The following is a 20,837-nucleotide window of genomic DNA, read 5'->3' as shown; positions in this document are numbered from 1 at the left end:
GCACATGCAGCAGCGCACACTCGGCCGTCAGGGCCTGACCGTCTCGGCGCTCGGCCTCGGCACGATGGGCATGACGATGGCGTACGGCGAGGCCAACCCCGAGGGCGGTCTGGCGACCATCCGCCGGGCGTACGAGCTCGGCATCACGTTCTTCGACACCGCCGAGCTGTACGGCAACGGGACCGGCAGCAACGAGCAGTTGCTCGGCGAAGGCGTGAAAGGTTTCCGCGACGAGGTGGTGCTGGCCACCAAGTTCGGCTTCGACATGACCAAGAACCAGTGGGACGGCGAGGTGCTGAACAGCCGGCCCGACAACATCCGGCGGGTCGCGGAGAACAGCCTGCGGTACCTCGGCACCGACTACCTGGACGTCCTCTACCAGCACCGCCCCGACCCGGCCGTGCCGATCGAGGAGGTCGCCGGGGTCGTGGGCGAGCTGATCCAGGCCGGCAAGGTCAAGTACTTCGGGATGAGCGAGGCCGGGCCGGAGACGATCCGCCGGGCGCACGCGGTGCAGCCGGTGTCGGTGCTGCAGACCGAGTACTCGCTGTTCGAGCGGGAGGTCGAGGACAGCGTGCTGCCCGTCGTACGGGAGCTGGGGATCGGGTTCGTGCCGTACTCGCCGCTGGGGCGCGGGTTCCTGACGGGCGACGTACGGCCTGCTGAGGAGTACCCGGAGGACGACATGCGGCGCTTCGACGATCGCTGGCAGGGCAAGAACTACGAGGCGAACGTCGCCGCGGTGGGGGAGCTTCGGGCGTTCGCGGAAGGGAAGGGGATCACGGTGACGCAGCTGGCGCTGGCGTGGTTGCTGGCCCAGGGCGACGACATCGTGCCGATCCCGGGGACGCGGAAGGTCGCGCGGGTCGAGGAGAACGCCAAGGCTGCGGCGGTCGAGCTGACGGCCGCGGACCTGGATCGGATCGGGGAGATCCTGCCGCACGGGTCGTACGGGAGCCGGTACCTGGCCAAGCACATGCCGGCGTGGACCAAGTGAAGCATTCCTAGGTGAGTTGACCCAGGCGGGAGACCGAGATGCCCGCGCGTTCGCAGACCCAGTGCGGGTCGGGGCCCAGCTCGGGCTCGATCCGCAGCTCGTGGTCGTTGAGGTCGTCGCAGGCGGTGCAACGCGGCCAGCGGACGCCGGAGTCGGTGAGCCGGTCCTGCACGTCCTGGGCGACCAGGCCGGCGATGTGCTCGGCGCCGTCCGGCCACTGGTCGAGCCACCACTGGCGCTCGGCGACGGCGTCCTCGAGCGCGGACACCATCGCGGCGTCGTCGAATCCCCGCGCGGCCAGGTCGTGAAGCACCAGCGCGCGAGCGGTCAGCAGGATCCTCGGCTCACTCATCGCCCTTCAGGGTGCCAGACGTCACCGACAAACCGAAGACGAGAAGACAGAAGGACCGGCGACGGATGGTCGTCGGTCCTTCTGTGCTCAGTTGGCGCAGTGGGGGTCGAGGCGGTTGGCGAGGCGGAGCTCGTGGGCTGCCGCGGTGCGGAGTACGGCGACCGTGCGGGCTCGGAGGTTCAGGCCTCGGCGCGGCTCGTGGGGCTGCTGGGGAGCGTCGGGGAGGGCGGACTGGGACAGCGACCGTGCGTTCTCCACGGCGGTGTTTCCGGCGATGAACATGGTGTGCTCCCTTCGAGAAAGAGCGTGGGGGACTGTCCGGCGGCCGGTCGGCCGTCGGTGGTTCGGTGGTGGTGAGGTTCAGTTCCGCGGAGCGGGCCCGCTGCTGGCGCGCACGACCAGTTCGGTCGGCAGCAGGATCTGCCGCTCTTGCACGGCCGGGTCGAGCAGCACGCGCCCGACGGTCCGGCCCTTGTCCTTGATCGGCTGACGGATCGTCGTCAGCCCGGCGGCCTCGGCCTGCGGGATGTCGTCGAAGCCGGCCACGGTCAGGTCCCGTCCGGGAACCAGCCCGCGCGCCTTCATCGCCTCCATCGCACCGAGCGCCAGTACGTCGCTCAGCCCGACGATCGCGGTCGGCCGTTCGTGCGAGTCGAGCACCCACTCGGCCCCGAGCACACCGGAGCTGAACGCGTTGTGCCCACCGGAGACCAGCCGGATCCGCGCGTCCGGCATCTCCTTCTGCAGGCCGCGGATCCGCAGCTCGCAGTCGGTGTACCCGACCTCGTCCAGCGTCATCTCGACTGCCTGGGCCCCGGCGGCCTCGGAGTTGTCGACCAGTACGGCGATGTCGCGGTGCCCGAGCCGGGCCAGGTGCTTGCCGAGCTTGGCGGCAGCCTCGATCTCGTCGATCGCGACCCAGGACAGGTCCGGGTGGTCACCCCGGTCGGTCGACACCATCGCGATGCCGCGCTGCCGCAGGATGTCGAGCGCCGGGTGCCCGCCGGCGACGCAGAAGATCGCGGCCGCGTCGATCGCCGCCTGCTGGACGGCGTTCGTCCCGCCCTGGATGTCGGACGAGCTGAGCGGCATCAGCAGCAGGCTGGTCGTGAACTCCTCGGCGACCTCGGCCAGGCCGGCCAGGAAGCCCACGGCGTACGGATCGGAGAACGCGTAGGCGAGCTTGTCGGTGAACAGCACCCCGACCGCCCCCGCCTTCCCGCTCCGCAGCGCCCGCGCCGAAGCGTCCGGCCCGGCGTACCCCAGCTCCTGCGCGGTGCCGAGGATTCGCTCCCGCAGCGCGGCCGACAGTTGGTCCGGCTTGTTGTAGGCGTTGGAGACGGTCGACGGCGACACCCCGACAGCCTGCGCCACGGTCTTCAGCGTCACTCCCGGCGACATCTCTCCACACCCTTCTGCATCGATTTTCTAAATCGTTCTAGAAAAACGATACAGAAGATCCTGAGGGAGCGCAACGGGCTAGCCGGCCGGGGGTTGGGGACCGAACGACAGGAGGTGTCGACCGATCTGGGGCCGATCGGCGCGGAGCCACGCGGAGGTGGTGGAGGGACGGGCGGACACGTCCTGTCCTCCGGTACGCGATGATGGTCCCCATGGGGTCGTTGCTCGAGGTGATAGCGCTGCATCCGGCGGATGCGGAGGCGGCTCAGGAGGGTGGGGCGGACCGGCTGGAGCTGTGCGCGGCGATGGAGGCGGACGGGCTGAGCCCGTCGGTGTCGACGGTCAGCGCGATTCGCCGGGTGACCGACCTGCCGTTGCGGGTGATGCTGCGGCTGACCGACTCGTTCGCGGTGAACGGGGCGGAGCTGAACAAGCTCACCGCGATGGCACAGTCGTACCTGGGCGCCGGAGCGGACGGGTTCGTGCTGGGGTTCCTGACGCCGGACAACGAGGTCGACGCCGAGGCGACGGCCGCGCTGGTCTCCACGTTCGCCGGTACGCCGTGGACGTTCCATCGCGCGATCGACAACGTGCTGGAGCAGCGGCCGGCCTGGCGGGCGCTGCGCACGTTGCCGGGGCTCGACACGGTGCTGACGGCCGGCTCCTCGCTCGGCGTACGGCACGGGCTGGACGACCTGACCGCGATGGCCAAGGCGGATCCGTCGGTGGCGAGCGTGATGATGGCGGGCGGCTCGCTGCAGCCCGAGCATGTGCCGTGGCTCTACCAGGCCGGCGTCCGCAGGTTCCACGTCGGGTCGTCGGTGCGCCAGGACGGCTCGTGGACCAAGGCCTACGTGAACTCGCGCTTCGTCAAGGCCTGGCGCAACCTGCTGGACGCCCAGGACGCCAAGGAGACGACCGCGTGATCCTGATCGACCCACCGGTCTGGCCGGGCTGGGACCGCGTCTGGTCGCACCTGGTCAGCGACGAGTCGTACGACGAGCTGCACGCGTTCGCCCGCAAGGTCGGCATCCCCGCCCGCGGCTTCGACCGCGACCACTACGACGTCCCGTCCGACCTGTACGACGACATGGTCGCCGCCGGCGCGACGCCGGTCGAGAGCCGCGTGCTGGTACGACGGCTGATCGAGTCCGGCCTCAGACACAGAAAAGGTGCCCCGGGCAACTAGCCCCGGGGCACCCTGTTCACTGCCCGCTCTTCAATCGAGCAGTTCGGTCACCGTACCGGCGGCGACGGTGTGGCCGCCCTCGCGGACGGCGAAGCCGAGGCCGACGTTCAGCGCGACCGGCTTGGCCAGCTCGACACCCAGCTCGATCGTGTCACCGGGCATCACCAGGGCGATCTCGCCCAGGTCGATGCCACCGTCCACGTCGGTGGTCCGGATGTAGAACTGCGGCCGGTACTCCGCGCCGAACGGGCTGTGCCGGCCACCCTCGGCGGTCGACAGCGCGTGCAGCGTCGCCCGGAACTTCCGGTGCGGCGTCACACTGCCCGGCCACGCGACGACCTGACCGCGACGGACCTCGTCGCGCTTCACGCCACGCAGCAGGATCGCCGCGTTGTCGCCCGCCTCCGCGGACTCCAGCGACTTGCCGAACGTCTCCATGCCGATCGCCGTACTGACGACCGTCGGACCGAGCCCGACCACCTCGACGGCCTCGCCGATCTTCAGCGCGCCGCGTTCGACGGCGCCGGTGACGACGGTGCCACGACCGCTGATGGTGAGCACGTTCTCGATCGGCATCAGGAACGGCTCGCCGAGCTCACGGTCCGGCGTCGGCACGTAGCTGTCGACGGCGTCCAGCAACTCGCTCACGGAAGCCGACCACTGCGGGTCGCCCTCGAGAGCACGCAGCCCGGAGACGCGTACCACCGGCACCTCGTCGCCCGGGAAGCCGTACTCCGACAGCAGCTCCCGGACCTCCAGCTCGACCAGGTCGAGCAGCTCGGGGTCGTCGACGGCGTCCGCCTTGTTCAGCGCGACCACCAGGTACGGAACCCCGACGCGTTGCGCGAGCAGCACGTGCTCACGGGTCTGCGGCATGGCGCCGTCCTGCGCCGACACGACCAGGATCGCGGCGTCCACCTGGGCGGCACCGGTGATCATGTTCTTCACGTAGTCGGCGTGGCCCGGCATGTCCACGTGCGCGTAGTGCCGGGTGGCGGTCTCGTACTCGACGTGCGAGATGTTGATGGTGATCCCGCGCTGGACCTCCTCGGGCGCCCGGTCGATCCCGTCGAAGGCGACGAACGAGTTCAGGCTCGGGTCGCGCTCGGCGAGCACCTTGGTGATCGCGGCGGTCAGCGTGGTCTTGCCATGGTCGACGTGCCCCATGGTTCCGATGTTCAGGTGCGGCTTGGTCCGCACGAACTGGCTCTTGGCCATGATGGTGTTTCCCCTTGCTGGTCAGAAGATTCGACGAGAGCCAGGACCCCCGGCCACGACTTCACCGCACAGCAACGAGAGCTGCGAGGGAGGGGGCCGGTTGCCGTGCCACCCTCCTCCGCGGGTCCTGCTTCAGCAGGAGGAGGGTCGGCTTCGCGCGCCGGTGAACAGATCTGAATCCGCTGACGCCAGAGTCCACGCGGCAGCGCCCGTCAGGCACAAGGCCGACAGGTACGCAGCAGAATCCGCGCGGAACATGGTCATCACGGTAGTGATCAACCGTGCCGGGGGCAAAGGAATTCCCAGGGCCTCGTACGCCGTACGCACCGCGCGGCCGCGGCCCTCAGTTCATCGCGAAGAGGCGGACGCCGTCGCTGAAGATCGGCCGGCCACCGGCCACCGCGACGGCGGGTTTGTCGCAGGTGACCTTGTCGCGGTCGGCGGCCTTGGCGGCGTCGGGGCTGGCGATGATCGGGCGGGGCTGGACGCCGGTGGTGCCGACCATGACGGGGGAGCAGACGCCGTTCTCCTGCGGCATCAGCGTGACCACGCGGCCGTCGGGCAGCAGTCCGAAGCCGTCGCGGGGGAATGACGGGTGCTGCAGCCTCGGTGGGACCTCCAGCAGGTGGTGCCACTGCGGCGTACCGTCCGCTGGGCTCGCCGCCGACACGTCGTACGTCTGCGGCTCACCGGGCTCGGTGCTGGTCCTGCAGGTCACCAGGACGATCGTGGTGTGGGTCGCGGCGAGCTGGGCGTCACAGGAGGCCGTGCCGAGCCGCGGCCTCGGCGTACCGGGGACTGGCGTGGTCCACAGCATCCGGCCCTCGCCGACGTCGACGGACCACTGGTGCAGCGTCCCACCGGCGTCGCTCGTCCAGACCAGGCCGGAGACCTCACGGGTGTCCGGCACGGCGACCAGGTCGCCGATCCAGGTGGACGGGTCCAGCTCGGCGCTCAGCTCGAACTGGATGCCCAGGTCGACGTCCCACTTCTGGTCGCCGTTCTTCAGGTCGAGGCCGCGGACCTCGGCGCCGTTGCCGCCGCAGGCGTCGACCACGACGGCCTGGTCGGCCAGCAGCACGCCCTGCGTCACCGCGCACTGCAGCCTGGCCCGCCAGTGGGTCGGGCTGCTCACGCCGTGCGCCACGACGTACTTGTCCTCGGCGACGAGCAGCTGGTCCCTGTCGACCGCCAGCGCGGTGCCGTCGGTGTGCACCTCGGTGAGGACGTCACCGGTGTCAGCATCCAGTACGGCGTACGTCGGCAGGTCGATTCCGCTCGGTGCGCGGTTGCTGCCGTACGGGAGGTGGGCGGCGATCGTCCGGCCGTCGCTGGAGACCAGGAGGCCGCGGGAGCCGTTGGAGGCGGCGTCGACGACGTCGGCCCGGGAGTAGCGCCAGCGGATCTGGCCAGTGGTTGCGTCGGACATCACCACCCCGTCCGGGCGGAGCTCGGCGACCCCGCCGACGGTTCCGGCAATCGCACCGGTGGCGGGGACCTCCCGGCTCCAGGCGAGCTCGCCGTCCAGCTGCACCGGCAGTACGCCGGCCGGCATGGTCGCGGTGGTGCTCACCGTGTTCGCCGTTTCGAGCCGGGCCTGCACGAAGGGCTCACCGGCGGACACCATGATCCACGCGAGCACGGCGGCGCAGACGACGGTTACGCCCAGGCCCAGTGCTCGGGGCGGTGACACGGCGTACGGCGGAGCCAGTCGCAGGCGCCGGGCGAGAGCCAGCAGGGCTCCGGCGATCAGCAGGGCGACCGAGGCGAGCATCAGGTACGGCCAGCGCTCGCTCATCGCGGCACCGGGGGACGCGGCCGGCCAGCGCCACCAGCAGATCCCGATGGCGATCACTCCGATCGCGCAGAACACGATCGCCGGGATGGTGATCAGCTTCGGCCGGGCCCGCCGGAACCAGGCGCAGGCCAGTCCGGCCGCGACCGCCGTACCGGCGATCGGTGCCCAGACCGGGAAGCCGGTGGACTCGTCGGGGGCGACCGGCCAGTGGGCGGCGGCGCCGAGGCCACGGCCCAGCAGGACCGAGGCGGCGATCACCACCCCGAGCGCCGCGCCCAGGTAGACCATCGGGATCAGACCGGAGATCGGCCGGGCCGCCTTGGGCGCCCAACGGGTCAGCTCGCGGTCGAGGTTCGCGTGGGCGGCCTTCTCCCAGTGCTCGCGCCCGTGGCTGGTCGCGTAGAGCGGGGTCTCGGCCAGGTTCTGCAGGAACGTCATCCGGCCGCGGGCGAAGTCCCGGTCGGCGATGTGCGCGTACTCGGCCCGGACGCCGACCGCGTACTCGTCGTACCGGTCGGCGGCCAGGCTGAGGATGCGCAGGTCGGCGTCGCAGAGCACGGCGCCGTTGGCGTCGTCGGGCTCGCAGTCGTGCCGGGCGGTCAGCCGGATCAGCCGGCCGATCTCGGCGACCTTGTCCGCCTCCACGCCGTACGCCGCCAGCTCGAGCTCGGCCAGCTGCGCCGAGACCTCTTCGTTCTCGCCGGGATCGGCCTGCGGGTCGTAGATCGCGTCGTGGAACCAGGCGGCCAGCCGGACTGTGTCGGCGTCGTCGGCCACGGCGGCCAGCTCGTCGATCGTGGTCAGCATCTCGGACAGGTGCCGCTGGTCGTGATAGTGGCGATGCGACTCTGCGTAACGGGCCAGCAAGTCCTCGCCCAGCGGCTGCGCGTGCGGCAGCAGGCGATTCCACTGGTCGCGCAGGTCCATGGTTATGGAGTCTGACACTCCGCGGGACCCCGGACCGACCGATCCGGGGTCCACGGTTAGGGTCGTGGCCAAAGCGATATCGGCTCGTCACCAGACCGCCGCCCGCGCCGGGCGGGTCGTCGTGGGCGCTCGGGAACGGAGAACAGCATGCGGTTCGGCCTGGTCGGTACCGGTCCCTGGGCCCGGAGGACGCACGGACCCGGTCTGCGGGCCACCGCGGGCGTCGAGCTGGTGGGGGTCTGGGGACGCGACGCGGGCCGTGCGAACGCGTTGGCTACAGACCTGGAGACGACCGGGTACGACGACTACGCAGAGTTACTCGAGGTCGTCGATGCGGTGGCGTTCGCCGTTCCGCCGCGGGTGCAGGCCACGATGGCGCTGGAGGCGGCAGCCGTCGGCAAGCACCTGCTGCTGGACAAGCCGGTCGCCGACTCGCTCGACGACGCCCGGGCACTGGCCGACGAGGCGGCGTCCGAGGGCATCGCCTCGGTGGTCTTCTTCACCGGACGGTTCCAGCCGGAGCTGCGGTCGTTCTTCGCCGAGGTGCGCGAGCGCGGAGGCTGGAAGGGCGGCTGGAGCCGGATGATCGCGTCGCTGGACGCGCCCGGCAATCCGTACAGCGAGTCCAAGTGGCGCCGCGAGCAGCGCGGGGCGCTCTGGGACGTCGGGCCGCACGCGCTGTCCAACCTGAGCGCCATGCTCGGCCCGATCGAGTCGCTGGAGTCCGTCGGTGGAGAGGGCGACCTGGTCCACCTGGTGCTGACGCACGAGTCCGGCGCGACCAGTACGGCGAGCCTGTCGCTGTCCGCTCCACCGGCCGGCGTCAACTTCGAGACCGGCATCTGGGGCGAGACCGGTACGGCGCTGCTCCCGCCGACGGAGACCTCGTCGGTGGACGCCTTCGCGATCGCCGCGGCGGAGCTGGTCGCCGCCGCCGAGTCCGGTGAGTCGCACCAGGTCGACGTGGCCTTCGGCACCCGGGTGGTCGAGCTGCTGGCGTCGGCCGACGCCCAGCTGCCTTAAGGCGTCAGCGCAGGGCGATGATGCTGCTGTTCCCGGAGGTCAGCAGCAGGTTGCCCACAGCCCGGATGTCCCGGCTGCAGGAGATGCCCTCGGGCAGCCGGGTCCGGCGCAGGCCGGTCCGGGCGATCGTGTTGGCGTAGCAGCCGTCGAAGCCGCGGGACAGTGAGACCACCCGGGCGTCCTCGGTGACCGCCACCCGAGCGCGCGGGCTGACCGGCGCTGTGGTCTGCCAGGCGGTCCGGCCGCTGGCCGCGTCGATGGCGGCGACGACGGTCTTGTTGTTCTGCCGGGTGTCCGGGCCGGGGCAGTCCACGACGACGAGAAGCTTTCCGGCCGGGCTGAGGAACGTCCGGCAGGACCAGTTGCGCGGCACCGGCCAGCGCCACTTGATCTCGCCGGTCCGCGGCTCGACCGCGACCAGCGCGCCAGGCGTGTTCGCCTCCTCGCCCTGCTCGGCCACGACGACCAGTCCGCCGACCACGACCGACCGGCGGAACAGGTTGCTCGGCGACTTCCGCCACAGCTCCTTGCCGGTCTTCAGGTCCAGCCCGACGATGTCGTCCGGGTTGTCGTCGCAGCTGTGCCCGAGGAACGCGACCACGGTGTCGGCGGTGGCCGCCGCCTCGACCGACGTACAGCGGCCGGGTTCGTAGGACCAGCGCTCGTTGCCGTCCGGGTCCACCCCGCGGAGCTTGTCCGAGCCTCGGCTCACCTCCTGCCGGGTGAGCAGCGGATCGGCCTGGACGATGGCGTGGTCCCTGGTCCGTCCCGGCCAGGCCGCCTGCCGGTGGCCGGTCTCCGCGTCGAGCAGCAGGTAGCCGATGTCGGTGAACTCGGCCAGCACGTAGCGGCCGTCGCCGGTCGCCGCGATGTTCGGCTTCTCGTCCGAGTCCGACCGGCTGTACCGCCACCGCAGCTCACCCGTCGCGGCGTCCAGCATCTCCACCGACCCGGTCTGCCGCGGCACAGCGATCCCGTACGGCGTACTGACGGCCTCCTCGGCTCCTGCTCCGGTCAGCGCCCTGCTGACCCAGGCGACCCGGCCGTCGAGCACCGAGCGCGGCGCGGAGCCCGCCGGCGGTGCTGTGCCCTCGACCCGCTCGTTGGAGTCGAGCACGTAGTTCCTGGACAGCGGCTGCACGATCAGCAGCAGGATCAGGGCGATCACCCCGGGCACGGCCAGCCAGGCGAGCTGCTGACCGACGTTCCGCGTGGGGGTGTAGCGGGCGGCCCTGGTCCGCAGCAGGGAGGCAACCATTGCGGCGGTGCCCGCGACGAGCAGCAGGATCAGTGCGGAGATCAGCAGCGGGACCCGGAGTCCCACACCCACAGCGGGGTTGGTCGTCGGGACCTGTGCCCAGGCGACGAGCAGTCCGGTCGTCGCGACGGCGAGGACCGTGCCGGAGACGAGCTTGGCGCGCTGGGTGTTGCTGCGCGCGCTCCGGAAGAGCAGTGGGGCAGAGACGAAGGAGAAGACGGCCAGGCCGATCGGGGGCCAGCCTGACTCGACGTCGACCACCGGGACCTGCCAGGGAGCGCCCGCTGCGGCGATGGCCACCACGACGGCCGCGATCGCGCTGAAGGTCGCCGCGGCCGTGAGTGCCGCCTGCTGCCAGCCACGCCACGGAGCAGGGAGTTCGCTGTCGAGTCCGGTGAGCTCGGTCTCCAGGTTGACCCGGGCGATCGCGCCCATCCGCTGCCGGGCCAGCTGGGTCCGGTAGAGGTGGCCGTCGAGCAGGGCGCGCACTTCGTCGTACCGGCGGGCCATGGCGATGGTCCGCTCGCCGGCGTCCCGTCGTACTTCGGCAGCGTGGGCGGCGTAGCGACTCGGGTCGGTGGCCAGGACGGAGTTCACCGCGTCCAGCAGGACGTCCCCGTTCGCGTCGCGGCGCGGCGGTGCGTACGAGTCGGTCGGGGGAGTGGCCAGCTCGCCGGTCAGGCGGACCAGCCGTGCGATCTCGGCGATCCGGATCGGAGCTACGCCGTACTGCGGCAGGAGCTGCTCGGCCAGCCGGGCAGAGGCTTCGGCGTCCTCACCGGCCTCGCCACCCGGCTCGTGCACGGCCCGGTGGAACCAGGCGGCCAGCCGGACGGAGGTGGGGTCGGTGCTCAGCTGCAGCAGGGAATCCAGCGCGGACAGCACGGTGTCGAGGTAGTGGTCGCGGAAGGCGCGGCGGTTGCGTCCGACGTACCTGGCGATCAGATCGTCGGCCAACGCCTCGGAGCCGGGAATCGGCTCGTTCCATCGCTCGCGCAGGGCCACCACCGCCACAGTCTGCCAGCCGCCCACCACCGGCCGCGCCTCGATCCGTGCACCACCGCCTTGCGGTTGAGGATCGACTGGGGTGCGGGAGTCCGGCGGGCTGTGATGGAGTGGCCGGGTGAAGATCGCGGAGCTCGACCTGGTGGCGTTGCCCGGAGCCGACGACTGGCCGGTGCTGGTCGTGGTGGTGCGAACCGACGACGGGCTGACCGGGATCGGTGAAGTCGGTATGCGGGGGCGGGAGCGGGCCGCGGTGGGGGTGGTGGAAGATCTGCGGGCGTTGCTGGTCGGGGTGGACGCGACACGGATCGAGCACATCTGGCAGCTGGGGTTCCGGTCGGTGTTCTTCCCGTCGGACCGGCACCACGGGTCGGTACTGGCCGGGATCGACCAGGCGCTGTGGGACCTACGCGGGCAGGCGCTCGGCGTACCGGTGTTCTCGTTGCTGGGCGGGCGGTCGCGGGACTACGTCCCGGCGTACGCGCACGTGCGAGGCGGTGGGATGGACGACGTGCTGAACCACGCGGCCGAGCTGGCCGAGGCAGGGTGGAAGCATCTGCGGTTCACGGCGTGGGACCCGCAGGAGCCCGAGTACGACGCCCGGCGGGCGGTCCGGTGGACTGTCGAGCTGATGCAGGAGGTGCGGGCCGGACTGGGGGACGACATCGAGCTGCTGGTCGACGCGCACACCCGGCTGGACCTGGCCGAGGCGGTGCAGCTGTGCCGTGAGCTGGAGCCGGTCCGGCCGTTCTTCGTCGAGGACCCGCTGCGCAGCGAGCACCTGGCGGCGTACAAGTCACTGCGTGGGCGGGTCGGGGTGCCGCTGGCGGCGGGGGAGCAGTTCGTCACCAAGTGGGAGTTCCGGCAGCTGGTGGAGGACGAGTTGATCGACCACGCCCGGATCGATCTCGGGCACACCGGGATCACCGAGGGGCGCAAGATCGCCGCACTCTGCGAGACGCACCACGTCCAGCTGGCGCTGCACAACTCGATCGGCCCGGTCTGTACGGCGGCGTCGACCCAGCTCACTACCGCCCTGCCGAACGTGAGTGTGCAGGAGCAGGCGCACCGGTTCGCGTCGGAGGTGGGCGCCTTCACCAGCAGCGTCGTACTGGAGCCCGGCCGGCTGATTGCCTCGGACACCGACCCGGGGCTCGGCATCAAGGCCGACCTGTCTCAGGCGACCGCGCCGCGGACCGCTGTGATCCCGCGGCTGCACCGGCCGGACGGCTCCGTCACCAACTGGTGAGTTACTGCTTGGCGGCGAGGATGCCGTCGAGCAGGCCGGGGTAGAGGGCGTCCAGGTCCTCGCGGCGCAGGCTGCTGATCCGGCGGGTGCCTTCGGTGCGGGTGGTGAGCACGCCGGACTCGCGCAGCGTACGCAGGTGGTGGGCGCGGGTCGACGCCGTCACCGGCAGGTCGAGCTCTCCGCAGGCGATGCCTTCGGGGACGTCTGCCAGCGCGCGCACGATGAGCAGCCGGACCGGCTCGCCCAGTGCCTGCAGCACTGCGTCCACGCGGATCTCGCCGCGGTCCGGCTGCGGCAGTTGCTTCGAGGTGCTCACGGTGTTCATAGTACGACCCTTATCGAAGTTCGATGAAGATCGTAGTACGATCGACATCGAATCATTCGACTTGGAGGGGTTTGCTGATGTCCGCACGGATCTACCTGCTGGCCGGCGGGGCCTTCGCCGTCGGGACCAGCGCGTACGTCGTGTCCGGGGTGCTGCCGTCGGTCAGTTCCGAGCTGCACGTCTCGCTGACCGCCGCGGGACAGCTGGCGACCGCCTTCGCGCTCTCGTACGCCGTCGGTGCGCCGCTGCTGTCCACGCTGACCGGCCGGTGGGAGCGCCGGACGCTGCTGATCGCGGCGCTGCTGCTGGCGGCGCTGGGGAACGTGATCGCGGCCGTGGCGACGACGTACCCGCTGCTGATCGTCGGGCGGGTGGTGGCTGCCTTCGGTGCCGCGGCGTACACGCCGGCGGCGACGCTGTTCGCGACAGGGTTTCTGCCGCCTAGTGAGCGAGGCCGTGCGGTCGCGGTCGTTTTTGGCGGGTTGACGTTCGCACTGGTGCTCGGTGTGCCGGCGGGCAGCCTGCTGGGTGGACCGCTGGGGTATCGCGGAGTGTTTGCGCTGATTGCTGTGGTGGCTGTGCTGTTCGCTGTGGCGGTGCGGTTGGCGCTGCCGCGGGTGGATGCGCCTGCGGCGGTGAGTCTGCGGGAGCGGTTCGCTGGTGTGGCGGACCGGCGGGTGCAGACCGTGCTGGTGATGACGGTGCTCGGTGTGCTCGGGACGATGAGCGTCTACATCTACGTGGTGCCGTTGCTCGACAAGACTGCTCACCTGCACGGTGGAGTGGTCGGCGTACTGCTGCTGGTGTACGGGCTGGGCGCCGTACTGGGGAACTGGTTTGGTGGGCGCGCGACGGACCGGTTCGGAAGCTTGCGGACTCTGACGGTGACGATGGTCGGGTTCGTGGTGGTGATCGGGTCGCTGTCGCTGACGGCGGTGAACGTTGGTGGGGCGGCGGTGGCTCTGTTTGTGTGGAGCGTGTTCACGTGGGCGTTCAACCCGCCGATCCAGAACCTGTTGCTGGAGATGGCCTCCGGGGGTGGGCTGCTGCTCGCGCTGAACGCGTCGGCGATCTACCTGGGGGCGGGGCTGGCGGCGATCATCGGCGGGGTGGTGATCAACCTGTTCGGCGTGCAGTTGCTGCCGCCGATTGCCGCCGTACTGGGGTTGGTCGTGCTCGGGCTGGTGCTGCAGCTGCGGCGGAACCCGGAGTTGCAGGAGGTCGAGCAGCTGGACGAGCCCGTGGGGGTTTTGGCGGACTGATCCCTTGACACCTGCTCGCGTCTGACGCAACCATTCATCGAACCCGCCCATCGATGAATGGTTGTTTCATGTCGGATCCTTCCGCGGTCGGTGCCGGTCCGGACATCGCCGACCGGGTACGGGCGACGCTGCCCCGGCTCACCGGCGCGCTGCGGCTGGTGGCGGACTTCGTGCTGGCTGAGCCGGCTGTCGCCGCTGAGCTGTCGACCGCCGCACTGGCTGAGCGAGCGGGGGTCTCGCAGGCGAGCGTGACGCGGTTCGCGCAGGCTGTGGGGTTGTCCAGCCACCAGCAGCTGCGGATCGCGCTCGCTGCTCAGCTGGGGCGTGCCGAGGTGCCTGGGTGGAGCACGGACCTCGGGCCGCTGATCAACGACGACGACACTGTCGGCCGGGTCGCGACGGTGGTCGCCAACGCGGACATCCGGGCGATCACGCAGACCGTCGACCAGCTCGACCTGGTCGCGCTCGACCGCTCCGCGCAGGCGTTGGCCGGTGCGCGGCGGATCGACGTGTACGGCGTGGGTGGGAGCTCCACGATCGCTGCGGAGCTGGAGATGCGGCTGTTCCGCATCGGCGTACAGGTCCGTGCTTGGCCGGAAGTCCACGGCGCCGCGACCTCAGCAGCTCTGTTGACTGCTGCGGACGCCGTCGTCGCCATCTCCCACTCCGGAGCCACCACCGAGGTCATGGAGCCGGTAGAGCTCGCCCGCGACCGAGGCGCCAAGGTCATAGCCATCACCAGCGCCCCCCGCTCGCCCTTGGCCTTGGTCGCCGACGAGGTCCTCGCCACCGCAGTCCTGGAAACCTCCTTCCGCAGCGGAGGCCTGGCCGCCCGCCACTCCCAACTGGTCGTCACCGACTGCCTCTACATCCGAGTAGCCCAACTGACGTCGGCCCAAGCCGCCCGCTCGATCGAACTCACCAAGACCATCAGCCCCCGCCACACCACCACCCGCCGCCGCTAGAAGCGCTGGCCCCCTCCCGCAGCCCCCGAGGAGCCCACCGATGAAGCTGCCCCGCCCGCAGCACACCCTCCACCTCCGCCGACTAGCTGTAACCCTCCTGGCACTCACCACTCTCACCACCGCGTTCGCAGTCCCAGCCTCCGCCAAGGCGGAGGCTGGGACTGCGAACGCGGGAACGGGGGGAGGGGCTGTCGCCCCCGGAGCTCCTGGCTCCGCCGGAGCCACCCTCGCCTCCGGCTCGGCTGAGGCGGCGCTTGCCCCGGGTTCGGCTGGGGCGGCGCTTGCTCCGGGTTCGGCTGGGGCGGTGCTTGCTCCGGGTTCGGGTGGGGCGGTGCTTGCTCCGGGTTCGGGTGGGGCGGTGTTTGCTCCGGGTTCGGGTGGGGCGGTGTTTGCTCCGGGTTCGGGTGGGGCGGTGCTTGCTCCGGGTTCGGCTGAGGCGGCAGCGGGCTCCGGCTCGGCTGCTGGCCGAGCACCCGAGGGCGCGGGCTCTCTCCGCGAACCTCGGCCGGCCGCGGCGGGAAGTTCCAGCGACGTTGCCCGGCCGTTGCGCGGCGACCAGCCCAAGGCGGTGCCGCAAGTGTTGCCGGCCTTGGCAGGCTGGCAAGCCGCCGACGGGAAGTTCGAGCTGGGGCGACACAGTCGAGTGGTTGCCACCGCTGCTCGGGGAGAAGCTGCGACGTTCACCGAGGATGCCCGGGAAGTTGTCGGGCGTCGCCTGCCGATCACCGGCGGGAGAGCGAAGGCCGGCGACATCGTGCTGGTTGTTGATCCCCAGCGGGCCGAGCTGGGCGCCGAGGGGTACGAGCTGTCGGTCGGGAAGACGATTGCGGTCACCGCGAAGACCGACGCCGGGGTGTTTTACGGGACGCGGACCGTCCTGCAGATGCTGCGCGGCGGGAAGGTCCCGGCGGGGCACGTGGTCGACGTACCGGCGTACGCCGAACGCGGTGTCGGCGTGTGCGCATGCCTGATCAACGTCTCGACCGCCTGGTTCGAACGCCTGGTGAAGGATGCCGCCTACTTGAAGCTCAATCAGTTGTGGGTCGAGCTGAAGGTGAAGAGTGACGTGCACCCGGAGTCCGTCGAGTGGGGGTACTACACCAAGCCCCAGATCGCCGCTCTGCAAAGGCTGGCGGACAAGTACCACGTGACGATCGTGCCGGAGGTCAACTCGCCCGGCCACATCGAGCCATGGATCCGCAACCGTCCTGACCTGCAGCTGACCGACAACACCGGCGCCAAGCAGGTCAGCCGGCTCGACATCACGAAGCCCGAGGCGTTCGGCTTCCTGACCGCGATCATCGACGAGAACCTGAGGACCTTCCGTACGCCGTACTGGCACATGGGCGCGGACGAGTACATGCTCGGCTCGGATTACGCCAAGTACCCGCAGCTCCTCGAGTACGCGCAGGAGAAGTTCGGCCCGGATGCCGTTCCGCAGGATGCGTTCGTGGACTTCATCAACCGGGTCAACGCGCACGTGAAGGCCCAGGGCAAGACCCTGCGGATCTGGAACGACGGCATCACCGACGCCGCCACCGTGCCGCTCGACAAGGACATCGTCGTCGAGCACTGGCTCAGCGGCGGCGTGAAACCGAGCAAGCTGATCTCCGAGGGCCGCAAGGTGATGAACTCCGCCTACGCCCTCTACAACGTCCGCGGCGGCTTCAAGACCAACGCGCAGCAGCTCTACGACTCCAGCTGGACCCCGCTCCGGTTCGAGGGCGAAACGCTTGCCAGTGGCAACGGTGTGACCGGCGCGAAGGTCTCGCTCTGGCCGGACAACGGCTCGGGCGACACCGAGAACGAGATCGAAGCCGAGGTCCGGATGCCGCTGCGCCTGGTCGCCCAGTCCACCTGGAGCACCGTCAAGCCCGACCCGACGTACGCCGCCTTCACCGCCCGCGCCGACGCCGTCGGTCGCGCTCCGGGCTTCGCCAACGTCGACCGTACGCCGGTTGCCGCCGGCACCTACTCGCTGTCCGCCGGCCGCGACTACCTCGGTGGATCGACCGAGGGCGGACAGCTGAAGCTGGAGAGCGCCGAGTCGGCGTGGGACGTCACCCCGACGACCGACGGCTACTACACGCTGACCAACCTCGCGACCGGCCGCTGCGCCGAGTCCCGCGTCGGCGTCCGCTACCTCAACACCCCGCTGCAGCCGGGCACACCGATCACCGGCCAGTCCTGCGACAGCACGAACCGCCTGCAGCGCTGGCAGCTCGCCAAGTCGGGCAGCCGGATCACACTGGTCAACGCGATCACCCGCATGGTTGCCACACTCGATCGCCGGGGCGGTCTGATCCAGCAGATCCCCGACGGCCACCAGGCGACTCCGCTGACGCTCAAGCCTGTACTGCGTGCTGTTGCCTCGGTCGATCGCCAGACAGTCGTGGCGGGCTCCACCGCACAGCTGACTGTCACCGTGACCGCCAAGGACCGCGCAACCGACGTCACCGTCCGCCCGACCGCTCCGGCCGGCTGGACCGTCACGCCCGCCAGCCGCTCCGCCAGGGCGATCGCCGCGGGAGGGAGCTTCGCAGCGACGTTCACCGCGACCCCACCGACCGACGCACCAGCCGGTACGGCGGCGCTCGGCGCCACCACGTCGTACAGGCAGGGCGGGGCGACGCATCGGCTGAGCTCGACGGCCGACGTACGGCTGAGCTGTGTGCCGGCCGCGACCAGTCCGGTCGGCGTGAAGTTCGTGGACAGCGAGGAGACGGCCGGTGAGGACGGCAGGGCCGTCAACGCGATCGACGGGAACCCGGCGACCTTCTGGCACACGGAGTGGTCGGCGCACCAGCCGCAGCCGCCGCACGAGATCCAGCTGGACCTCGGCAGCGCCAAGTCGGTCTGCGCGGTGACCTACCTGACCCGGCAGAACGCGACCAACGGCCGGATCGCGGACTACGAGCTCTACCTGAGCACCGACGGCGTCAGCTGGGGTCGGCCGGCGTCCAAGGGGACGTTCGGTAACAGCCCGGACGCCAAGTGGGTGCCGGTCGCGGCGACGACCGCCCGGTACGTGCGGCTGGTCCAGCTCAGCGAGGCGAGTGGGAACCCGTTCGGGACCGCCGCCGAGATCACCGTCGACGCGAAGTAGGTGAGCGGGATGCGCATCCTCCTGGCGATGAGTCTGCTGATCGGAGTGGTGAGTACCGTGCCGGCTGTGGCAGCTGATCCCGATGTCCTCGACGTGTCGTTCGGCGGCTCGTTCTCCAGCGGCAACACCTACACGGCAGCGACCGGCGAGACGATGGGCGGCACGCTGACCCGTCGTACCGGTGCCGAGTCGCTGGACCCGGCCCGCGGGCTGGTGCTCGCAGGCGCGGCCGCCGGCGTCCGCTTCCAGCCCGGTACGCCGATCAGCGGCGGCTCGGTGCAGCGGTCGTTCCTGGTCGAGACGGCCTTCACCCCGGCCGCGACCCAGACCGACCTGGCGACGGTGACTGCTGTCGGCGGCGCGATCTTCGGTCGCTACAGCGGGAGCAACCTCCAGTACGGCTTCAGCTCCGAGGTCGGCGGGGAGTGGCGAGACGTCGTCCAGTCCGTCCCGGTGCCGAGTGCCGGGGAGCAGCACGTGCTGGCGCTGGCCTACGAGGTCGACGGTGCTGGCGCGACGCTGCACGCGTTCCTGGACGGGCAGCAACTGCCGCCGGCGGTCAGCACGTCCGGTACGGCGACCTGGCATCCCGACGCGGGTGCGGAGATCGGTCTGGGCAACGAGGTGCACCCGTCGGCGCTGCAGCGCGGTCTGGCGGGGTCGGTCCGGCAGGTGCGGCTGGCGACGTTCAGCGGGGCGTTCAACCCGGGCGATCTGAAGCTGGCGAAGCCGGTGGGGTCGACGGCGAAGGTGAACGTGGGCTTCGAAGGGACAATCAGTCGGGGGAAGTACCAGCCGGGCCTTGGGGAGAGGGGCGACCTGACGGTTGCCGACGGCAGGATCACCCAGCCGGGGCGGTTGCGGCTCGACGGTGGTGGTGTCAGCTGGCACGGTGAGATCGACGGTGCGGTGCTGGCGGAGACGGTCGTCTCTCCTGATCTGCTTGACCGTGGGACCAGGCTGATCGAGCTGGGTGGCGTGCAGCTGGTTGCTGAGGGCAAGCATGCGGTGGTGCTGCGGGCAGGCGGGGGTTCGAGCGAGGTGAGGCTGCCGGCGGCATCGGTGAAGGAAGGTGTCGCGTACTACTACTTGGGGTTGGCGGTCGAGGCCGGCAAGGTCAGTGTGTTGACGGCTCCTGGGGTGACCGCGCTCAGCAAGAGCATCACCACCGGCCAGGTTGGCGAGGTGCGCTGGCTGACGGGTGCGCGCGGTACGGCGTACGGGGTTGGTGTCAGCAGCTACTTCGGTGAGCCCGCGGCCGCGCTGAAGGCTCTGCCGTGCGTGGTGGGCAAACTGAGGCCCGCACAGACCATGCCGGTGGCTGAGGGCGAGTGCGTGACCTCCTTGGTGGCCAAGGCGTCGGCGATCCGGCCGGAGCCGCGGCAGGTGGACTGGCAGCGCATGGAGCAGACGGCGTTCCTGCACTTCGGGGTGAATACATTCACCGGGCTGGAGTGGGGGCACGGCGACGAGGACCCGGACCTGTTTCAGCCGACCGGGCTCGACACCGACCAGTGGGCGCGCACGCTGCGGGACTCGGGCTTCAAGCTCGCCATCCTCACCGTGAAGCACCACGACGGCTTCCTGCTCTACCCGTCGCGCTACAGCGACCACAGTGTCGCGTCCAGCTCGTGGCAGAGCGGTAAGGGCGACGTGGTCGAGGCGTTCGTGAAGTCGATGCGCAAGTACGGGCTGAAGGTCGGCCTCTACCTGTCCCCGGCCGACGAGAACCAGTACCTCGACGGCGTCTACGCCAACGGCAGCGCGCACACTCCGCGCACCATCCCGACACTGGTTCCCGGAGACGACCGGGCCGGGCAGGACCTGCCGCAGTACACGTTGACCGCGTCGGACTACGGCGCCTACATGCTGAACCAGCTGTACGAGCTGCTGACCGAGTACGGGCAGGTCGACGAGGTCTGGTTCGACGGAGCGCAGGGCCGGATCCCACCGGACAAGGTGGAGACCTACGACTTCCCCAGCTGGTACGAGCTGATCCGCAAGCTCGCTCCGCAGGCGACGATCGCGGTCAGCGGCCCGGACGTGCGGTGGGTCGGTAACGAATCCGGCCTGGCCCGGCCGGACGAGTTCAGCGTCGTACCGACGATCACCAAGCCGAACGGCTCGCCCGACTACGCACTCGGGTACGCCGCGGCCGACCAGGGCAGCCGGAAGGCCCTGCTGGCCGGGCGGGACGCCGGTGCGACCGAGCTGGCCTGGTGGCCGGCCGAGTCGGACGTGTCGATCCGGGAGGGCTGGTTCCACCACCCGGAGCAGTCAACGCGCTCGGTGGAGCAGCTGACCGACATTTACTACAAGTCGGTCGGCCGGAACTCCGTGCTGCTGCTCAACATCCCACCGGACCGCGAAGGCCGGCTGGACGACCAGGACGTCACCCGGCTGGCGGAGTGGCGGGCCAAGCTCGCCGCTGACATGCCACGCGACCTGGCGAAGGGTGCGCGGGTCAGCGGCGAAGGCACGGGCACTGTGTCCGTCCAGCTGCCGAAGAAGTCGACGGTGAAGAGGGTGTCGCTGGGTGAGGACATCCGGTACGGCCAGCAGATCGAGGCTGGTGTGGTCGAGGTGCGTGAGCAGGGCGGCTGGAAGCAGGTCGCCGCGTTCGGTGCTGTCGGCTACAAGCGGATCCTCGCGCTGGACAGCCCGGTGACCACGGACCAGGTCCGCGTGCGGATCACCCAGTCCCGCGGGAAGGTGAGGCTGGCGGCCCTGTCGATCTACTAGGACCCCACGTGGGGCATGCT

At 70.4% G+C, this 20,837-nt stretch carries 16 protein-coding genes; 9 read left to right on the top strand and 7 right to left on the bottom strand.

Annotation, left to right across the window (positions count from 1 at the left end):
• Nucleotides 1–4: 4 nt before the first annotated feature.
• Nucleotides 5–997 (top strand): aldo/keto reductase, encoded by a 993-nt coding sequence (locus ACLQ2O_RS23965; RefSeq protein WP_425835025.1) that lies wholly within the window; start codon nucleotides 5–7, stop codon nucleotides 995–997.
• 7 nt (nucleotides 998–1,004) lie between these two features.
• Here the strand turns inward: ACLQ2O_RS23965 and ACLQ2O_RS23960 are convergent, their stop codons facing one another.
• The 3 genes from ACLQ2O_RS23960 to ACLQ2O_RS23950 all read right to left on the bottom strand — a co-directional run bounded on the left by ACLQ2O_RS23960 (nucleotide 1,005) and on the right by ACLQ2O_RS23950 (nucleotide 2,750).
• Complete coding sequence (locus tag ACLQ2O_RS23960) at nucleotides 1,005–1,349, bottom strand: hypothetical protein (RefSeq protein ID WP_425835023.1); 345 nt, start codon at nucleotides 1,347–1,349, stop codon at nucleotides 1,005–1,007.
• 87 nt (nucleotides 1,350–1,436) lie between these two features.
• A complete protein-coding gene (locus ACLQ2O_RS23955) occupies nucleotides 1,437–1,631 on the bottom strand; it encodes a hypothetical protein (protein ID WP_425835021.1) in 195 nt (64 codons plus the stop codon).
• A gap of 78 nt (nucleotides 1,632–1,709) precedes the next feature.
• Entirely contained in the window at nucleotides 1,710–2,750 is a 1,041-nt protein-coding gene (locus tag ACLQ2O_RS23950) for a LacI family DNA-binding transcriptional regulator (protein WP_425835019.1), read from the bottom strand.
• A 212-nt stretch (nucleotides 2,751–2,962) separates the two neighbouring features.
• On the opposite strand from ACLQ2O_RS23950, the gene ACLQ2O_RS23945 reads away from it, so the two are divergent.
• Complete coding sequence (locus ACLQ2O_RS23945) at nucleotides 2,963–3,676, top strand: copper homeostasis protein CutC (RefSeq protein WP_425835017.1); 714 nt, start codon at nucleotides 2,963–2,965, stop codon at nucleotides 3,674–3,676.
• On the top strand, nucleotides 3,673–3,939 hold the full coding sequence (locus tag ACLQ2O_RS23940; protein ID WP_425835015.1) for a DUF4031 domain-containing protein: 267 nt from the start codon (nucleotides 3,673–3,675) through the stop codon (nucleotides 3,937–3,939). The genes ACLQ2O_RS23945 and ACLQ2O_RS23940 overlap by 4 nt, the downstream gene beginning before the upstream one ends.
• A gap of 30 nt (nucleotides 3,940–3,969) precedes the next feature.
• On the opposite strand, the gene tuf is transcribed toward ACLQ2O_RS23940, so the two are convergent.
• Complete coding sequence (tuf, locus tag ACLQ2O_RS23935) at nucleotides 3,970–5,157, bottom strand: elongation factor Tu (RefSeq protein ID WP_425835013.1); 1,188 nt, start codon at nucleotides 5,155–5,157, stop codon at nucleotides 3,970–3,972.
• Between the two features lie 343 nt (nucleotides 5,158–5,500).
• A complete protein-coding gene (locus ACLQ2O_RS23930; RefSeq protein WP_425835011.1) occupies nucleotides 5,501–7,882 on the bottom strand; it encodes a hypothetical protein in 2,382 nt (793 codons plus the stop codon).
• Between the two features lie 147 nt (nucleotides 7,883–8,029).
• On the opposite strand from ACLQ2O_RS23930, the gene ACLQ2O_RS23925 reads away from it, so the two are divergent.
• Nucleotides 8,030–8,905 (top strand): Gfo/Idh/MocA family protein, encoded by an 876-nt coding sequence (locus ACLQ2O_RS23925; protein WP_425835009.1) that lies wholly within the window; start codon nucleotides 8,030–8,032, stop codon nucleotides 8,903–8,905.
• Between the two features lie 4 nt (nucleotides 8,906–8,909).
• Here ACLQ2O_RS23925 and ACLQ2O_RS23920 read toward each other — a convergent pair whose 3' ends face one another.
• Nucleotides 8,910–11,171 carry a PQQ-binding-like beta-propeller repeat protein gene (locus ACLQ2O_RS23920; RefSeq protein WP_425835007.1) on the bottom strand — a complete coding sequence of 754 codons (2,262 nt, stop codon included), beginning with the start codon at nucleotides 11,169–11,171 and terminating at the stop codon, nucleotides 8,910–8,912.
• 115 nt (nucleotides 11,172–11,286) lie between these two features.
• Here ACLQ2O_RS23920 and ACLQ2O_RS23915 point away from each other — a divergent pair, with 115 nt between their 5' ends.
• Nucleotides 11,287–12,417 carry a mandelate racemase/muconate lactonizing enzyme family protein gene (locus tag ACLQ2O_RS23915; RefSeq protein ID WP_425835005.1) on the top strand — a complete coding sequence of 377 codons (1,131 nt, stop codon included), beginning with the start codon at nucleotides 11,287–11,289 and terminating at the stop codon, nucleotides 12,415–12,417.
• A 1-nt stretch (nucleotide 12,418) separates the two neighbouring features.
• On the opposite strand, the gene ACLQ2O_RS23910 is transcribed toward ACLQ2O_RS23915, so the two are convergent.
• Nucleotides 12,419–12,742 carry an ArsR/SmtB family transcription factor gene (locus tag ACLQ2O_RS23910; RefSeq protein ID WP_425835003.1) on the bottom strand — a complete coding sequence of 108 codons (324 nt, stop codon included), beginning with the start codon at nucleotides 12,740–12,742 and terminating at the stop codon, nucleotides 12,419–12,421.
• Between the two features lie 77 nt (nucleotides 12,743–12,819).
• Between ACLQ2O_RS23910 and ACLQ2O_RS23905 the strand changes: the two genes are divergently transcribed.
• The 4 genes from ACLQ2O_RS23905 (at nucleotide 12,820) to ACLQ2O_RS23890 (ending at nucleotide 20,817) form a co-directional block, all read left to right on the top strand.
• Entirely contained in the window at nucleotides 12,820–14,004 is a 1,185-nt protein-coding gene (locus tag ACLQ2O_RS23905; protein ID WP_425835001.1) for an MFS transporter, read from the top strand.
• 68 nt (nucleotides 14,005–14,072) lie between these two features.
• Nucleotides 14,073–14,969 carry a MurR/RpiR family transcriptional regulator gene (locus ACLQ2O_RS23900; RefSeq protein WP_425834999.1) on the top strand — a complete coding sequence of 299 codons (897 nt, stop codon included), beginning with the start codon at nucleotides 14,073–14,075 and terminating at the stop codon, nucleotides 14,967–14,969.
• Nucleotides 14,970–15,537: 568 nt separating this feature from the next.
• Nucleotides 15,538–18,075 (top strand): family 20 glycosylhydrolase, encoded by a 2,538-nt coding sequence (locus ACLQ2O_RS23895; RefSeq protein WP_425834997.1) that lies wholly within the window; start codon nucleotides 15,538–15,540, stop codon nucleotides 18,073–18,075.
• Nucleotides 18,076–18,084: 9 nt separating this feature from the next.
• Nucleotides 18,085–20,817, top strand: coding sequence for an alpha-L-fucosidase (locus ACLQ2O_RS23890; protein WP_425834995.1), 2,733 nt, complete (start codon nucleotides 18,085–18,087; stop codon nucleotides 20,815–20,817).
• Nucleotides 20,818–20,837 lie beyond the last annotated feature (20 nt).

It is taken from the genome of Kribbella sp. DT2 (assembly GCF_049844575.1).
Classification (GTDB): Bacteria; Actinomycetota; Actinomycetes; order Propionibacteriales; family Kribbellaceae; genus Kribbella.
Note: the sequence above shows the minus strand (reverse complement) of the source record. Positions and strands in the feature narration are given on the sequence as shown.

What these genes read in the sequence shown, in the direction of transcription:
- ACLQ2O_RS23900 (WP_425834999.1), top strand. Translation starts at nt 14,073, where the DNA reads ATGTCGGATCCTTCCGCGGTCGGTGCCGGTCCGGACATCGCCGACCGG.
- ACLQ2O_RS23925 (WP_425835009.1), top strand. Translation starts at nt 8,030, where the DNA reads ATGCGGTTCGGCCTGGTCGGTACCGGTCCCTGGGCCCGGAGGACGCAC.
- ACLQ2O_RS23905 (WP_425835001.1), top strand. Translation starts at nt 12,820, where the DNA reads ATGTCCGCACGGATCTACCTGCTGGCCGGCGGGGCCTTCGCCGTCGGG.
- ACLQ2O_RS23965 (WP_425835025.1), top strand. Translation starts at nt 5, where the DNA reads ATGCAGCAGCGCACACTCGGCCGTCAGGGCCTGACCGTCTCGGCGCTC.
- tuf (WP_425835013.1), bottom strand. Translation starts at nt 5,157, where the DNA reads ATGGCCAAGAGCCAGTTCGTGCGGACCAAGCCGCACCTGAACATCGGA.
- ACLQ2O_RS23960 (WP_425835023.1), bottom strand. Translation starts at nt 1,349, where the DNA reads ATGAGTGAGCCGAGGATCCTGCTGACCGCTCGCGCGCTGGTGCTTCAC.
- ACLQ2O_RS23950 (WP_425835019.1), bottom strand. Translation starts at nt 2,750, where the DNA reads ATGTCGCCGGGAGTGACGCTGAAGACCGTGGCGCAGGCTGTCGGGGTG.
- ACLQ2O_RS23945 (WP_425835017.1), top strand. Translation starts at nt 2,963, where the DNA reads ATGGGGTCGTTGCTCGAGGTGATAGCGCTGCATCCGGCGGATGCGGAG.
- ACLQ2O_RS23955 (WP_425835021.1), bottom strand. Translation starts at nt 1,631, where the DNA reads ATGTTCATCGCCGGAAACACCGCCGTGGAGAACGCACGGTCGCTGTCC.
- ACLQ2O_RS23910 (WP_425835003.1), bottom strand. Translation starts at nt 12,742, where the DNA reads ATGAACACCGTGAGCACCTCGAAGCAACTGCCGCAGCCGGACCGCGGC.
- ACLQ2O_RS23890 (WP_425834995.1), top strand. Translation starts at nt 18,085, where the DNA reads ATGCGCATCCTCCTGGCGATGAGTCTGCTGATCGGAGTGGTGAGTACC.
- ACLQ2O_RS23930 (WP_425835011.1), bottom strand. Translation starts at nt 7,882, where the DNA reads ATGGACCTGCGCGACCAGTGGAATCGCCTGCTGCCGCACGCGCAGCCG.